The following is a 15,170-nucleotide window of genomic DNA, read 5'->3' as shown; positions in this document are numbered from 1 at the left end:
TCACCTCCTCCGACTCGGTCACCCCGTCCGACTCGGTCACCCCGTCCGGCCCGGTCAAAGCCCCACCACCCCCGCCTCGGCGCGCAGGTCGGCGACGATCCCGGGCAGCTCGGCGAGGAACCGCTCCACATCCGCCTCCGTCGTCTCCCGGTGCAGCGACACCCGCACGTTGCCGTGCGAGAGCACCCCCATCGCCTCCAGCACGTGCGACGGGCGCAGCGTCGACGACGTGCAGGACGAGCCCGAGGAAACCGCGAACCCCCGGCGGTCCAGCGCGTGCAGCAGCGCCTCGCCGTCGACGTACAGGCAGGAGAAGGTAACCAGGTGGGGGAGTCGGTCGACCGCGTCGCCGACCACCTCGACGTCCGGCACCTCGGCCGCCACCCGGGCCCGGATCCGGTCCACCAGCGGGGCCAGCCGGGCCGCCTCGGCCGCCGCGTCGGCCGCCGCCGCGCGCAGGCTCGCCGCCGCCGCCACCACCGCGGGCAGGTTCACCACCCCGGGGGTACGCCCCGACTCCCGCTCGTCGGCCGGCCACGGCGACTCCCACCGGGTGCCCTTGCGCACCACCAGCAGCCCGACGCCGGGCGGGCCGCCCCACTTGTGCGCGCTGGCGGTCAGCACCGACCAGCCGCCCGGCACCGGGGCCCGCCCGACGAGCTGGGCCGCGTCGACGTACAGCGGCACCCCGGCGGCGGCGCACGCGGCGGCGGCCTCGGCCACCGGCTGCACGGTGCCCACCTCGTGACTGGCCCCGATCAGGGCGGCGAGGGCCACCCCCGGGGCGGCGACCGCAGCCGACCAGGTGGCCGGGTCGATCCGGCCGAGCCGGTCCACCGGCACGGAGGTCGCCGTGCCGCCTGCGGCGACGTGCCGCTCGGCGGCGTGCAGCACGGCCGAGTGCTCGATCGCCGAGTGCACCAGCGTCCCGCCCGACCGGCGCCGCCCGGCCAGGCTGCCGAGCACGGCCGAGTGCGCCGCGGTCGTACCGCTGGGGGTGAAGGACAGCTCGTCGGCGCGGACACCGAGGGTGGCCGCGGCGGCCTCGCGGGCGGCGTCGAGCAACTGCCGGGCGCGGCGAGCCTGCGTGTAGAGCCTGGCCGGGTCGGCCCAGCCGTCGTCGAGGGCGGCCAGCAGGGCCTGTCGGGCGACCGGATGCAGCGGCGCGGCGGTGGCCGCGTCCAGGTAGACGGGGGATGCGCTCACGGCTCCGACGCTATCGCGCCGGTATGCCCAAGATCCCCCCGATGGGGGCGGACAGTGACCCCAACACGGTCAGGCCCGTCATGGTCGAGTAATCTGCGACCGTCGGTGACGCCTTTGCCGCAGGTACGGGGACAACAACCACCGCGGCGCGCTAGGGAGGCAGGACCAGGTGGTCGCAAGGAGTTCGGAGGTACGGCCGTCCGCCGTACGGCACAGCGCTTCTCCGGGAGCCGGTGGAGGCCGGCGGCGTGGTGCTGGCCGGCTCGCCGGGCTCGGCCTCGGCGGCGCGGCGCTGCTGGTCCTGCTCACGGGCTGCGACGTCGGCAAGACGTTCGGCGGTTTCGGCTGGCCGCAGGGCGGCATCACGCCCGAGTCGCACCGGATGTACGACCTGTGGATCGCGTCCTGCATCGCGGCGCTCGCGGTCGGCGTGTTCGTCTGGGGCCTGATCTTCTGGTGCGTGGTGCGCTACCGGAAGCGGGGCAACGAGCTGCCGGTGCAGACCCGCTACAACATGCCGATGGAGTTCCTCTACACGATCGCCCCGATCCTGATCGTGTCGGTGCTCTTCTACTACACGGCGGTCGTGCAGACCGACGTGGTGAAGACGACGAAGAACCCGGACATCACGGTCGAGGTCGTCGCCTTCAAGTGGAACTGGCAGTTCAATTACCGCGACGGCCAGGGCAAGGACGCGAACACCGTGGCGTCGGTGCTCGGCACCAGCGAGGTCATCCCGATCCTGGTCCTGCCGACCGACCGGTCCATCCGGTTCGAGGAGACCAGCAAGGACGTCGTCCACTCCTTCTGGGTGCCGGAGATGCTGTTCAAGCGGGACGTCATGCCGGGCAACGTCCGCAACGTCTTCGAGGTGTCCAGCATCGACGCCGAGGGCGCGTACGTCGGTCGCTGCGCCGAGCTGTGCGGCACCTACCACGCGTTCATGAACTTCGAGCTGCGGGTGGTCTCTCCGGAGAAGTACGACCAGTTCCTGGCCGCGAAGCGGGACGGCAAGTCGACGCAGGAGGCGCTCACCGCGATCGGTGAGGACCCGTACGCCTCCACCACGCGGCCGTTCGACACGCGGCGCGGGACTGCCAACTTCAACCCGGACGACGTTGCCGCCGGCGCGGGAAGCTGAGGGAGCGGGCATGAAGACCGAGTGGCGTATCTTCCTGATCATCGCCGGGTTCCTCTTCGGCGTGACGGTCCTCTACGGCGCCTGGACGTACGGCGACTCCGGCGGACAAGTCGAGTGGATCGGCACCGTCGCGCTGCTGCTGTCGTTCCTGCTGTGCGCGATGTGTGGTGGCTTCTTCTGGTTCGTCTCCCGCCGCATCGACCTGCGGCCGGAGGACCGGCCGGACGGCGAGATCGCCGACGGCGCTGGCGAGATCGGCTTCTTCAGCCCGGGCAGCTACTGGCCGTTGGGGCTGGCGCTGTCCGCCGCGATCGCCGGTCTCGGCCTGGCGTTCTGGCAGTTCTGGCTGATCGGCCTGGGCCTGGTGTCCGTCATCTTCGCCGCCTGCGGCCTGCTCTTCGAGTACTACACCGGCACCCGGCGCACCGCCGAGCACTGACCGGCGACCCCGGCACTTCCGGAAGCCCGCACCCCCGAGGGGGTCGCGGGCTTCCGTGTGTCCGAAGGGGTCGCGGGCGGGGTGCGCGCAGCTCTGGGTGGCACGCCGACGCGATGGCGGGGTGCACGGTGCCGGGGTCCGTGCCGGTCAGGCCGCGCGGTGCCGGGTCGTGCCGGTCGGGCCGCGCGATCCCGGCGCGCGGCGGAGTCGGGGCGTTGGTGCTGCGGGGGTCGTGCCGGTCAGGCCGCGCGGTGCCGCGGCGCGCGGTGGCGGCGGCCGGCGGGCTGGTCGGCCGGGAGGGTGAACGTGCCGATCAGCACGGCCGCGCCGCAGCGGGTGCAGGCCAGATCCGGGCAGTCGGCCCCGTGGCCGTCGGCGCACGGTGGCGTCTCGAACGGCTGCACGCCCTCGCAGGTGTCGCAGTAGAGCTCGCGGTCCGACACGGGCGTCTCCTCTCGTCGCTGGACGCCGTCGTGGTCGCGCGGTGCCGTCGGGCGGCTGACCGGGGACCCACGGGGGACGTCGGCCGGCGGAATGGCCGGCGGCCCGGCCGGCGGTCGGGGCCGGAACGGGCGCGGAAAATCACTCGGATGTAGTTTCCCACGGGGGGCCGACACAACCGCCGGGGGATGCGCGTGGGTCGCCGGTGCCGTCTCGGCGCGCGGGGGCTGCCCAGAGCCAGGCCGGCCGGGCGCCGGTGGTCAGGCGGAGCGGGCGATCTCGATCCAGCGGTCCAGCGAGGCGGCGGCGGCACCGGAATCGATCGACTCGGCGGCCCGGGCCATCCCGGCGCGCAGCGCCTCGACCAGGTCGCCGTCGAGCGGGCCCTGGGTGGCCAGCGCGGCGGCGGCGTTGACGAGCACCGCGTCCCGCACCGGGCCTGTCTCGCCGGCCAGCAGCCGCCGGGCCACGCCGGCGTTGTACGTCGCGTCCCCGCCCCGCAGCTCGGCGAGGGTGGACCTGGGCACCCCGAGGTCGGTGGCGTCCACCACGGCCTCCCTGACGGTGCCGGCCTGGGCCGCCCAGACCCGGGTGGGCGCGGCGGTGGTGAACTCGTCGAGGCCGTCCTCGCCCCGCAGCACCAGCACCGAGTCGCCCCGACCGGCGAAGACGGCGGCCATCACCGGCGCCATCCGCAGGTCGAAGCAGCCGACCGCGCCGGCCCGGGGCCGGGCCGGGTTGGTCAGCGGGCCGAGGAAGTTGAAGAAGGTGGGCACGCCCAGCTCGCGCCGGGTCGGGCCGGTGTGTCGCATGCCCGGGTGGAACCGGCCGGCGAAGCAGAAGCCGATGCCGGCCTCGGCCACGCACCGGGCCACCCCCTCGGGGGACAGGTCGAGCGGCAGGCCCAGGAACTCCAGCAGGTCGGCCGTGCCGCACAGGGACGAGGCGGCCCGGTTGCCGTGCTTGACCACCCGGACCCCGGTGCCGGCCACCACGAGGGCGGCCATGGTGGAGATGTTCACGGTGTGGGCGAGGTCACCGCCGGTGCCGACCACGTCGAGCGCGGTCGTGCGCAGTTCCTCCGGCAGCTCGACGGGCACCGCCTCACCGAGCATCGCCTCGACCAGCCCGGCCAGCTCGGCCGGGGTCTCGCCCTTGGCCCGCAGCGCGACGGCGAAGCCGGCGATCTGCGCCGAACCCGCCGAGCCGGCCATGATCTCGCCCATCGCCCAGGCGGTGTCCGCGGTGGAGAGTTCCTCGCCGCGTAGCAGCGCGGAGATCAGGTGCGGCCAGGTCCGTTCGCCCATGGCGGGCCTCCCGATCGGGCGTGGGGTGCGGAAACGGGGTGCGACCGGGGTGGGCCGCGGGTCGGGCCGGGCGTCGCCGGTGGCGCCGGGCCGCGGTGGCTCAGGCCGGGGCGTGGCTGCGCAGCAGCTCGGCGACGGTGGTGCCGGTGGTCACCGGGTCGAGCGGGTGCACCAGGGTGGCGTCGACCTGGGCGTACGCGGCCAGCCAGCGGTCGGCGGCGCGGGCGATCACCAGGCAGGTCGGGGGGGCGTCGTCCCGGTCGTCCTTGATCTGCCGGGCGATGCCGAGGCCGCCGCCGGGGCTCGCCTCGCCGTCGAGCAGCATCAGGTCGATCTCGTACTCGTCGACCAGCCGGATGCACCCGGCGTAGTCGGACGCGTCGACGAACTCGATCTTCAGCCCGGGGGCGGGCCGGGTGCCGACGGCCAGCCGCATCCGGTCACGGACCTGCGGGTCGTCGCTGTAGAGCAGGACGGTGCAAAGACGATCGCTCATCGCTGGCTGGCTCCCACCTCGTAGCTGCGCGCTGATCGTACCCGCCGCCGCAGGCCCGTCGACCTCGCGCCCACGCGGCGCGGTCGGCGTACCGGAAAGGGCAGGTCAGGGTGTTGTTTCCGCCGCCTCCGCGGCGCGCTGGCGGGCCTCCTGGCGGTCCAGTTCGCGGTCGAGCCGGCGGGCCTCCCGCTCGGACTGGCGTATCCACTGCGCCACCAGCACCGCGAGCATCGTCACACTGACGAACTCGCCGCCGGCCCACAGGACCCCACCGGCGACCACCTGGTCGTCCCAGGGGTTCGACCAGGTCAGGCCGAGCGACGGGTACCAGTCGCCGCCGAAGAGCGTGGTGCTCTGCATGATCGTGAGCCCGAGCACGGTGTGGAACGGCACCGACAGCACCATGAGCAGCGCCCGGCCCGGGTACGGCCACCGGCCGGGCAGCGGGTCCAGCCCGAGCAGCGGCCAGAAGAACACGCAGCCGGTCATGATGAAGTGCGCGTGCACCACCTCGTGCGCCCAGGCGTGTTCGAGGGTGTAGCGGTACAGGTCGGTGAAGTAGAGCGCGAAGGGGTTCACCACGAAGATGGCGAACGCCACCAGCGGGAAGCTGTAGATCCGGGCGATCCGGCTGTGCACGATCGCCAGCAGCCGCTTGCGCGGCCGGACCGGCAGGGTGCGCAGGGCCAGGGTGATCGGGGCGCCGAGGGCCAGGAAGATGGGCGAGACCATCGACAGCACCATGTGTTGCACCATGTGCACCGACAGCAGCGCGGTGTCGTACGCGTGCAGGCCGCTGACCGTGACCGCGGCGATCCCGCCGAGGCCCGGGCCGAGGAAGAACACCGTGCGGGCGACCGGCCAGCGGTCCCCGCGCAGCCGGAGCCGGTGCACTCCGTAGAGGTACAGCCCGGCGGCGAGGACCAGCCCGAGGGCCAGCCAGCTGTCCAGCCGGGTCTCGGTGAACACCCGGGCCACGGTGAACGGCGGCGGAATCGGGTCGCCGCCGGCCGCGACAGCAGGCGGCGCGGCGACCGCCGAGGTGGCGGCGAAGATCGAATCGACGTGCAGCACGCTTTTCAGGCTAGGCCAGGCGAACCGGACCCCCACGATCGGGCCACCTGTGCCACCGATTTGCCCCCCCGCTGATCGCCGGCCGTGGTCAGGGGCAATAATGACCGCGTGACTGCGGCCCCAGCCATTGACAAGAGCCGGATCCACTCCCTGACACGGCCCAACATGGTCAGCGTCGGGACGATCGTGTGGCTCTCCAGCGAACTCATGTTCTTCGCGGCGCTGTTCGCGATGTACTTCTCCATCCGTGCGGCAGCGCCGGAGCAGTGGGCGAAGCACACCGAGCACCTCAACATCCCGTACGCGACCACCTTCACGGTGATCCTGGTGTTGTCCTCGGTGACCTGCCAGCTCGGTGTGTTCGCCGCCGAGAAGGGTGACGTCCACGCCCTCCGGCGTTGGTTCACCATCACCTTCGTGATGGGTCTGATCTTCGTGCTCGGTCAGGTGAACGAGTACCGGACCCTGGTCCACGAGGGCGTGAAGATCAACGCGGACGGGTACGGGTCGATGTTCTATCTGACCACCGGCTTCCACGGCCTGCACGTGACCGGCGGTCTGATCGCCTTCATCATCTTCATGGTCCGCACGACCATGGGCCGGTTCACCCCGGCCCAGGCCACGTCGGCGATCGTCGTGTCGTACTACTGGCACTTCGTTGATGTCGTGTGGATCGGCCTCTACGCCATGATCTACTGGCTTCAGTGATCTTGGCGCGTCACGAACCGCGCCGCTGCCCCGTCCCCTGAGACAAGGTCCCACCGGTTAAGGACACAGGTCATGACTTCTGACAACGACCGCCGACGCGGTCTGCTCGCGCGGCTGCGCGGCGAGCGGTCCGCGGGGCGCAGCAGGGGCCGCCGCCGGCTGGGCGCCGCGGTCCGGCTGATCGCCGCGCTGACGCTGGCCGGCGGCGCCTACACCGTCTTCGCCCCCGGCGTGCAGGCGCAGGAAAACCCGCCGATCACCGGCGCCGCCGCCGAGGGCAAGGCGCTGTTCGACGTGAGCTGCGTGTCCTGCCACGGTCGCAACGCGCAGGGCGTCGAGGGTCGTGGCCCGAGCCTGGTCGGGGTCGGTGCGGCCTCGGTCGAGTTCCAGGTCAGCTCCGGCCGCATGCCCATGGCCCGCCAGGAGGCGCAGGCCATGCGCAAGCCGCCGGTGTTCACCGACGAGGAGGTCCGCCAGCTCGGCCAGTACGTCCAGGAGCTCGGCGGCGGCCCGCAGGTGCCCGAGGGTGACCTGCGCGAGGGCGCCAACCTGGCGACCGGCGGTGAGTTGTTCCGGATCAACTGCTCGCAGTGCCACGCCTTCGGCGGTGGCGGTGGCGCCCTGTCCTCCGGCAAGTACGCGCCGAGCCTGCGCCCGGCCACCGACCGGCAGATCTACGCCGCCATGCTGAGCGGCCCGCAGAACATGCCGGTCTTCGGGGACAACCAGATCACCCCGGACCAGAAGGCGGACATCATCGCCTACATCCAGGACACCCTGAAGTCCGACCAGGATCAGGGTGGCTTCAACCTCGGTCGGTACGGGCCGTCCACCGAGGGCCTGGCGATCTTCCTGATCGGCATCGTCGCGCTCGTCTTCGCCAGCCTGTGGATCGCGGGCAAGTCGTGACCGAGCGGATCAATCGATTCAGCGCTGTGGTGCCGCAGCTCGGCACCGCCCGTAGCGAGGTGACGGCATGAGCACCAAGACCGAGCACCAGGCCCACCAGGGCCCGGAGCCGCTCGACGTCCACGATCCGCGGCTGAGCCGGTTCGACATCGTCCGGGAGGGCGCGCGTCGGGACGACATCGAGATCGTCCACTACGAGGAGCAGGTCGTCCCCGGCAGCCGGGCGGAGCGACGGCTGACCCGCACGGTCGCCTCGATGTTCCTGCTGACCGGCCTGGCCGCGACCGCCTTCCTGATCATCTACATCTGGTGGCCCTGGAAGTACGAGCCGGGCTCGGGCGGGGACAAGTACTACACCCCGCTGCTCGGCGTCACCCTCGGCCTGGCTCTGCTGAGCGTCGGCTTCGGCATCCTGACCTGGGGCAAGAAGTTGCTGCCCAAGGAGGTGTCGATCCAGGACCGGCACGTGGAAGACCCCGACGCGCCGGAGAGCCGGAAGATCACCGGCGAGACGATGCTCTTCCTCGCCGACGAGATGGGCGTGAAGCGCCGTCCCCTGCTGGGCATCTCGCTGCTGGCCGGCCTGGCCCCGGTCGGAGCGGTCGTCGCGGCGCCGCTGGTCGGTGGCCTGATCTCCAACCCGCACAAGAACAACCAGATGTTCACCACCGGCTTCGCGCCGGCCGGGGGCAAGAAGATCCGGCTGGTCCGCGAGGACGGCCGGCCGATCCGCCCGGCCGACGTCAGCGTCGGCGGCCAGCTCACGGTCTTCCCCGGCATCGAGCACGGGGTGAGCAACAAGCACGCCGACTCGCCGACGCTGCTGATCCACCTGCGCGAGGACGACGCCCAGCAGTCCCGGGCGGCCAACGCGCGGCCGAAGGTCGACCACGGCGACTACATGTGGGGCAACTTCGCGGCGTTCTCCAAGATCTGCACGCACGCGGGCTGCCCGGCGAGCCTGTACGAGCAGCAGACCAACCGTCTGCTCTGCCCGTGCCACCAGTCCCAGTTCCTGATCACCGACAACGCGCGGCCGATCTTCGGCCCGGCCAGCCGGCGGCTGCCGCAGCTGCCGATCGAGGTGGACGAAGAGGGCTTCTTCGTGGCGCGGTCGGACTACACCGAGACCGTCGGGCCTGACTTCTGGGAGCGGCCGTGAAGCGTCGTAAATTGGACATGGCGTCCGTGCCGGGCAAGGCGGCGGTGGGGGCGGACGAGCGGCTCCAGGTCTCCACTCCGCTGCGCAAGCTGCTGAACAAGGTCTTCCCGGACCACTGGTCGTTCCTGCTCGGCGAGATCGCGTTGTTCTCGTTCGTCGTGCTGCTGCTGACCGGTGTCTTCCTCACCTTCTTCTACGAGCCGGCGATGACCGAGGTGGTCTACAACGGCAGCTACGCCCCCCTGCGGGGCACGCCGATGTCGGCCGCGTACGCCTCCAGCCTGGACATCTCGTTCGATGTCCGCGGTGGCCTGATCATGCGGCAGATGCACCACTGGTCGGCGCTGCTGTTCATGGCCGCGATCGTCGTGCACATGCTGCGGGTCTTCTTCACCGGCGCGTTCCGCAAGCCGCGGGAGACCAACTGGATCATCGGCTCGCTGCTGTTCTGGGTCGGCTTCCTGGCCGGCTTCACCGGCTACTCGCTGCCGGACGACGGCCTGTCCGGCACCGGCCTGCGGATCGCCTCCGCGATCATGCTGTCGATCCCGGTGATCGGCTCCTGGGTCACCTCGTCGGTCTTCGGCGGGGAGTTCCCGGGCGAGATCATCATGAGCCGGTTCTTCATCGCCCACGTGCTGCTCGTCCCGGGCCTGCTGGTGGCGCTGATCAGCGCCCACCTCGGCCTGGTCTTCAAGCAGAAGCACACCCAGTGGCCCGGCCCCGGCCGGACCAACGACAACGTGGTCGGCGAGCGGATGTTCCCGCGGTACGCGCTGAAGCAGGGCGGCTTCTTCATGGTCGTCTTCGGCGTGATCGCCCTGATGGGTGGTCTGTTCCAGATCAACCCGATCTGGTACTTCGGCCCGTACGAGGCGTGGGTGGTCTCGGCCGCCAGCCAGCCCGACTGGTACGTCATGTTCCTCGACGGCTCGACCCGCCTCATGCCGGCGTGGGAGATCAACATCCCGATCGGCGACGGGTACGTCATCCCGCCGCTGTTCTGGCCCACGGTCGTGCTGCCGGGCATCCTGGTCGGCCTCTCCACGCTCTACCCGTTCGTGGAGGCCCGCCGGCTCAAGGACACCCGCATCCACAACCTGCTCCAGCGCCCCCGGGACGCCCCGGAGCGGACCGCGATCGGCGCGATGGCGGTGGCGTTCTACGTCGTGCTCACCCTCTCGGGCGCCAACGACGTGATCGCGGACAAGTTCCAGATCAGCCTGAACGCGATGACCTGGGCGGGCCGGATCGGCCTGCTGCTCCTCCCGCCGCTGGCGTACTACGTGACGTACCGGCTCTGCCTGGGCCTGCAGCAGCACGACCGGGAGGTGCTGGCCCACGGCGTGGAGACCGGCATCATCCGGCGGCTGCCGGACGGCCGGTTCGAGGAGGTCCACCAGCCGCTCACCGCGGCGGGCCACGACGGCCACGGCGAACTGGACTACGTCGGCTGGGTGGTGCCCAAGAAGATGAACCGGCTCGGCGCCCTCGGCCCGGCCATCCGGGGCTTCTTCTACCCGATCGAGAAGCTGGCCGAGGCGCCGGTCTCGCCGGGGCACCCGCCGGTCGAGCCCCGGCCGGAGCGGGAGGAGGTCGGCAGCGGCGAGAGCCGCCGCTGACCCGCCGAGACAACGCAAGCGTGGCGCCCTCCGGATCCCTCCGGCGGGCGCCACGTCCGTTTTTCGCCCTCCGGGTGGCCGCCGACCACCGGAGGCGCCCCCGGCGCCGCACGCGCGGTGGCTGCGGAACCGGCGGGGTTAATCCGGGTCAGCCGGGTATCCGTGCGGTCCAACGAAAAAGGGGGGGAAACATGTTGGGTCTCAAACGCCTCGGACTGCTCGCCGCCCTGGTGGTGGTCGGGCTGGCACCCGCGGCGGCGGCGCAGGCCGCGGCGCAGCCGTCGACGCAGGACACCCAGTATCTGCAGGCGCTGCACCAGGTGAACCTGGCGGAGATGGAAACCGGGAAGCTGGCGCAGGAAAAGGGCCAGAACCAGCAGGTCAAGGACCTTGGTGCGCAGTTCGTCACGGACCACACCCAGCTGGACCAGACGGTGCAGAGCACCGCGCAGCAGCTCAACGTCCAGTTGCCGGACGCGCCGACCGCCGACCAGCAGGAGGTCATCGACAGGCTGAAGAACCTCAACGGCGCCGAGTTCGACAAGGCGTGGGTGACCGCCGAGCTGGCCGGCCACGTCCAGGCCATCCAGGCCACCCAGACCGAGATCTCGCAGGGCTCCGAGCAGTCGGTGGTCCAGCTGGCCCAGAACGCCCTGCCGGTGCTCCAGGCGCACTACGACGCGCTGGTGGCCCTGGCCCAGACCCTGGGCGTCCCGGTCCCGCAGACCAGCGCCAGCGGCACGCCCAGCCCGGGTGGCAGCGCCACGACGCCGGCCCCGGGCGGCACCACCGAGTCGCCGGCCCAGGAGAACACCGAGTCGCCGACCCCGGAGAACACCGAGACGCCGGTTCCGAGCGTGAGCTGACGTCGTAGCACCGCCGGTAGCCAGCCCACCGACCGGTGGGCTGGCCAACCGCCGCGCGTGGGGTCGGGTCAGTCCGCGCTGGCCAGGCCGATGGCGAACGCCTCCTCCAGGTCGTGCCGGGAGTACGCCCGGAAGGCGATGTGCGACTCCGTGTCCAACACGCCGGGAACCTTGGAGATGCTGCCGGCGATCACCTGGGCGATCTCGTCGAACTCCCGGACCCGCACGACGGCGATCAGGTCGACGTGCCCGGCCACGGAGTAGACCTCGCTGACCCCGGGCAGGTTGGCCAGGTTCTCGGCCACCTCGGGGATCGAGTCGGTGGCGCAGTCGATCAGTACGATCGCGGTGATCACGGGTCCGCTCCTTCGTCGTGCGTCCACTCCCGCCGGTCGGCGTCGATCACCATGCTAGAGGCCGCCCGGTCCGCCCGGACCGGGACCGGCGGGCCGCAACGGGACGCCGCCGGAGGGTCACCCTCAGCGGCGCGCGGCCTGGACGGTCAGGCCCCCCGGCGCGCGGACCACCCCGGTCAGGCGCTCCCCGACGGCCACCTCGGCGCCCGGCCAGAGGACCGACCGGGTCACCTCGCCCCGCACCGTCGCCCCCGCGCCCACCACCGACTCCCGGCACCGACCGGTGACCGTGGCGCTCGGGTCGACCAGGTTGCCGCCGCCGGCGGCGTGCAGGTTCGCCGCCAGGTAGTCCGCCGGGGTGCCGGTGTCGTAGAAGGTGCCCCGGTAGGGCACCACGGTCAGCGCCCCGGCCGCCTCGGCCGGCCGCCACACCGCCCGGACCAGGTCGCCCGGCTCGACGGGCAGGCCCCGCACCAGCCGCCAGGGCAGCAGCGAGAAGCCGACGAACCGGTGGCCGTCGAAGGTGCCGGGGGCGGCCGGATCGTCGGCGGGCCGGCCGAGCAGGCGCACGGTCTCGCCGTCCCAGCCGGCCAGCAGCGCGGCGACGTCCGGGCCCGGCGCGGCGGCCGGATCCGCCAGGTACGCGTCGGCGTTGCCGACCAGCACGCCCCGGCCGGCGATCCAGTCCCGCAGGTTCGCCACGCCGCCGGCCGTGCCGAGCGGGTCGCCGGGCTCGACCGACAGGTGGGCCCGGCCGCCGACGTGCGCGACCACCTGGTCGCCGAGGTAGCAGGCGTTCACGGCGACCCGGGCCGGGCCGCTGAGGCCGAGCCCGGCCAGCCGGGCCAGCGCCCGGTCCAACAGCGGGGTGTTGCCGACCGGGCAGAGGGCCTTGGGCAGCCGCTCGGTCAGCGGGCGCAGCCGGGTCCCCTCGCCTGCGGCGAGCACCACCGCGCAGATCTCCGGCCCGCCCCCGCCGGACGCCGGGGCGGTCACGCCGTCGGGCGGGGCGGCGGCACCTCGCCGGCCCGCGGCCCGATGCCGTAGTACCCGAGCAGGTTCGCCGTCGCCCGGCTCAGCCGGGGCAGGTCGTCCAGCGGGTGCCAGGCGGCCTCGTAGACCTCAGCGCCGTCGACCTTCAGTTCCGTGGTCGACGCCGGGACCTCGGTCTCGAAGACCACGTCCACCCAGCCCTTGGCGTGCACCAGCGCGTTCGGCAACGCCGGGCGGAGCCGGTCCGGGGCGAGCTGGACCCCGGACTCCTCGAACAGCTCGCGCGCCGCGCCGACGACCGGGTCCTCGCCGCGTTGCAGCAGCCCGGCCGGGAGCGTCCAGCTGTGTCCCGGCGGCTGGCGCAGCAGCAGCAGGCGGCCGGGGCCGGCGGCCTCGGCGTCACGGACCAGGGTGACCGCCCCGACGATGTACTTCGGTGTGGCGAGCCGGACGAGCCGGCGTCGCACCGACACGGGCAGCCGGTAGAAGACCTGATAGGCGAAGGCCCGTCCGGTGGCGCGGGAGCGGGGGATCATGGGTCCAGGTTAGTGGCCGGCGGGGGCCGGGCCGGCCACCGGGGGGAGAACGGTCAGTGCCGATGGTCGACCAGGTCGATGAGCTGGAGCACCACCGCGTCGGGCTCGATGGCCCGGTCGAAGACCGCCACCAGCATGGTCTCCAGGTCCGGGTAGCCCAGTTCCTCCGACAGCCGCAGCAGCGGCAGGTCGTTGGCCAGCCCTCGGTTGTGCTTGCGCAGCGCCAGCCCGATGGTGGCCCGGCCGAGGCGGACCTTGTCGGCGATCGAGATGCCCGGCTCGGTGTGCTCGGCGAACCACCGGTTGATCTGCATCTGGGCGTGCGGGGACTTCACGAAGCCGAGCCACTCCTTGCGGGGGCCGCGCGGGGCGACGTCCGCCTCGAAGCCGGTCTCGGCGTCGGTCTCGGTGAAGATCTCCACCACGTCGCCCTCGTCCAGTTCGGAGGAGAGCGGGGCGAGCCGGCCGTTGATTCGGGCCGCCAGGCAGCGGTCGCCCCGGTCGGAGCCCAGCTCGTACGCCACGTCCACCGGGGTCGCCCCGGCGGGGAGGACCACCTGCCGGCCCTCGGTGACCACCTGGACCTGCGCCTCGGCGAGGTCGCAGCGCAGCGACTGGAGGAACTGTGCCGGGTCCGCGGCCTCCTGCTCCCAGTCGAGCACCCGGCGCAGCCAGTCGAGCTGTTGGGCGCGGGCGGCGGCCCCGGCGGTGCGGGGGAACCGGAAGTCGGCGGCGATGCCGTACTCGGCGGCGCGGTGCATCTCCTCGGTGCGGATCAGCACCTCGACCGTGCGGTTCTTCGGGCCGCACACGCTGGTGTGCAGCGAGCGGTAGAGGTTGTTCTTGGGGGAGGCGATGAAGTCCTTGAACCGGCCGGGCGCGGGCCGCCAGAGGCCGTGCACCGCGCCGAGGGCCGCGTAGCAGTCGGTCGCCGGGCCGTCCACCACGATCACGATCCGGGGCAGGTCGTACGGGGTGCCGTGGCTGCCGGCGACGGTGTCCTTCCAGATCGAGTAGAGGTGCCGGGGACGGGGGGCCACCTGCGCGTCGACCCGGCTGCGGCGCAGCGCCACCTTCGCCTTGGCGACCACGTCGCCGAGGTACGCGTCCCAGCCGGGCCGGTCGTGCACGAACCGGGCGATCCGGGCGTGCTCGTCGGGCTCCAGGTGCAGCAGCACCACGTCGTCCAGCTCGCGTTTGAGGGTCTGGATGCCGAGCCGGTCACAGAGCGGGACCAGCACCTCAAGCGTCTTGCGGGCGATGCGCTCCCGCGACGCGGCCGAACGGACCCCGAGGGTGCGCATGTTGTGCAGCCGGTCGGCCAGCTTGATGATCAGCACCCGGACGTCCTTGCCGGCCGCGATGATCATTTTCCGGGTGGTCTCCGCCTCGGCGGCCTTGCCGTAGAACGCCTTGTCGAACTTGGTCACCCCGTCGACCAGGTGGGCCACCTCGCCGCCGAAGTCCTCGGCCAGGGCCTGGAGGGTGTAGCGGGTGTCCTCCACCGTGTCGTGCAGCAGCGCGGCGACCAGGGTGGTGGGGTCCATGCCCAGCTCCGCGCAGATCTGGGCGACCGCCAGCGGGTGGGTGATGTAGGGCTCGCCGCTCTTGCGGAACTGGCCGCGGTGCATGTTCTCCGCGATCGTGTACGCCCGGCGCAGCACCGACGGGTCGGTGCCGGTGTGGATCGCCCGGTGGGTGCGGACGAGATGGGTGACCGGGTCTGTCTCGGCGCTCGGCCAGCTCAGCAACGACCGCAGCCGACGGGCCAGGGGCAGTTCACCTGGCTGGGTCGGGAGCGCGCCCCCCAGGGCGGCGCCGTGTCCGGCGTCGACGTCCACGAGGGACACCTCCTAACCCCGGCCCCACGACAGCCGGGCACCGGCAACCGGGAGCAGGCCCACGAAACGGGCA

At 72.4% G+C, this 15,170-nt stretch carries 16 protein-coding genes; 7 read left to right on the top strand and 9 right to left on the bottom strand.

From position 1 onward, the window contains the following. Positions 1-54: 54 nt before the first annotated feature. Positions 55-1,206, bottom strand: a complete 1,152-nt coding sequence (locus tag ACH4T9_RS11655) for a cysteine desulfurase family protein (protein ID WP_396671009.1) — start codon at positions 1,204-1,206, stop codon at positions 55-57. A gap of 169 nt (positions 1,207-1,375) precedes the next feature. On the opposite strand from ACH4T9_RS11655, the gene coxB reads away from it, so the two are divergent. Next, the gene (gene coxB, locus ACH4T9_RS11650) at positions 1,376-2,347 is read left to right on the top strand and encodes a cytochrome c oxidase subunit II (protein ID WP_396671008.1); all 972 of its coding nucleotides are present in this window, start codon (positions 1,376-1,378) and stop codon (positions 2,345-2,347) included. Between the two features lie 10 nt (positions 2,348-2,357). Beyond that, positions 2,358-2,786: a cytochrome c oxidase subunit 4 gene (locus tag ACH4T9_RS11645; protein WP_387023619.1), complete on the top strand. Its 429-nt coding sequence runs from the start codon at positions 2,358-2,360 to the stop codon at positions 2,784-2,786. 239 nt (positions 2,787-3,025) lie between these two features. Here ACH4T9_RS11645 and ACH4T9_RS11640 read toward each other — a convergent pair whose 3' ends face one another. From ACH4T9_RS11640 to ACH4T9_RS11625, 4 genes are all read right to left on the bottom strand, one after another. Then, on the bottom strand, positions 3,026-3,229 hold the full coding sequence (locus ACH4T9_RS11640; RefSeq protein WP_396671007.1) for a hypothetical protein: 204 nt from the start codon (positions 3,227-3,229) through the stop codon (positions 3,026-3,028). A gap of 258 nt (positions 3,230-3,487) precedes the next feature. Further along, on the bottom strand, positions 3,488-4,534 hold the full coding sequence (trpD, locus tag ACH4T9_RS11635; RefSeq protein ID WP_396671006.1) for an anthranilate phosphoribosyltransferase: 1,047 nt from the start codon (positions 4,532-4,534) through the stop codon (positions 3,488-3,490). Positions 4,535-4,634: 100 nt separating this feature from the next. Beyond that, positions 4,635-5,030, bottom strand: a complete 396-nt coding sequence (locus ACH4T9_RS11630; protein WP_396671005.1) for a hypothetical protein — start codon at positions 5,028-5,030, stop codon at positions 4,635-4,637. A 105-nt stretch (positions 5,031-5,135) separates the two neighbouring features. Then, a complete protein-coding gene (locus ACH4T9_RS11625) occupies positions 5,136-6,104 on the bottom strand; it encodes a cytochrome c oxidase assembly protein (protein WP_396671004.1) in 969 nt (322 codons plus the stop codon). A 108-nt stretch (positions 6,105-6,212) separates the two neighbouring features. Between ACH4T9_RS11625 and ACH4T9_RS11620 the strand changes: the two genes are divergently transcribed. The 5 genes from ACH4T9_RS11620 to ACH4T9_RS11600 all read left to right on the top strand — a co-directional run bounded on the left by ACH4T9_RS11620 (position 6,213) and on the right by ACH4T9_RS11600 (position 11,371). Next, positions 6,213-6,812 (top strand): heme-copper oxidase subunit III, encoded by a 600-nt coding sequence (locus ACH4T9_RS11620; RefSeq protein WP_350882823.1) that lies wholly within the window; start codon positions 6,213-6,215, stop codon positions 6,810-6,812. A gap of 72 nt (positions 6,813-6,884) precedes the next feature. After that, positions 6,885-7,721: a cytochrome c gene (locus tag ACH4T9_RS11615; RefSeq protein WP_396671003.1), complete on the top strand. Its 837-nt coding sequence runs from the start codon at positions 6,885-6,887 to the stop codon at positions 7,719-7,721. Positions 7,722-7,788: 67 nt separating this feature from the next. Continuing rightward, positions 7,789-8,883, top strand: coding sequence for a ubiquinol-cytochrome c reductase iron-sulfur subunit (locus ACH4T9_RS11610; protein ID WP_396671002.1), 1,095 nt, complete (start codon positions 7,789-7,791; stop codon positions 8,881-8,883). Next, on the top strand, positions 8,880-10,505 hold the full coding sequence (locus ACH4T9_RS11605; protein ID WP_396671001.1) for a cytochrome bc complex cytochrome b subunit: 1,626 nt from the start codon (positions 8,880-8,882) through the stop codon (positions 10,503-10,505). The genes ACH4T9_RS11610 and ACH4T9_RS11605 overlap by 4 nt, the downstream gene beginning before the upstream one ends. A gap of 191 nt (positions 10,506-10,696) precedes the next feature. Beyond that, positions 10,697-11,371: a DUF4142 domain-containing protein gene (locus ACH4T9_RS11600; RefSeq protein WP_396671000.1), complete on the top strand. Its 675-nt coding sequence runs from the start codon at positions 10,697-10,699 to the stop codon at positions 11,369-11,371. Between the two features lie 68 nt (positions 11,372-11,439). Here ACH4T9_RS11600 and ACH4T9_RS11595 read toward each other — a convergent pair whose 3' ends face one another. The 4 genes from ACH4T9_RS11595 to ACH4T9_RS11580 form a co-directional block, all read right to left on the bottom strand. After that, positions 11,440-11,727 carry an Lrp/AsnC family transcriptional regulator gene (locus ACH4T9_RS11595; protein WP_396670999.1) on the bottom strand — a complete coding sequence of 96 codons (288 nt, stop codon included), beginning with the start codon at positions 11,725-11,727 and terminating at the stop codon, positions 11,440-11,442. A gap of 123 nt (positions 11,728-11,850) precedes the next feature. After that, positions 11,851-12,723, bottom strand: a complete 873-nt coding sequence (locus tag ACH4T9_RS11590; protein ID WP_396670998.1) for an NDP-sugar synthase — start codon at positions 12,721-12,723, stop codon at positions 11,851-11,853. Beyond that, positions 12,720-13,256: an NUDIX hydrolase gene (locus ACH4T9_RS11585; RefSeq protein ID WP_396670997.1), complete on the bottom strand. Its 537-nt coding sequence runs from the start codon at positions 13,254-13,256 to the stop codon at positions 12,720-12,722. The genes ACH4T9_RS11590 and ACH4T9_RS11585 overlap by 4 nt, the downstream gene beginning before the upstream one ends. A gap of 53 nt (positions 13,257-13,309) precedes the next feature. Beyond that, entirely contained in the window at positions 13,310-15,097 is a 1,788-nt protein-coding gene (locus ACH4T9_RS11580; RefSeq protein ID WP_396670996.1) for a RelA/SpoT family protein, read from the bottom strand. Between the last annotated feature and the right edge of the window lie 73 nt (positions 15,098-15,170).

The organism is Micromonospora sp. NPDC020750, from assembly GCF_044334565.1.
Lineage (GTDB): Bacteria > Actinomycetota > Actinomycetes > Mycobacteriales > Micromonosporaceae > Micromonospora.
Note: the sequence above shows the minus strand (reverse complement) of the source record. Positions and strands in the feature narration are given on the sequence as shown.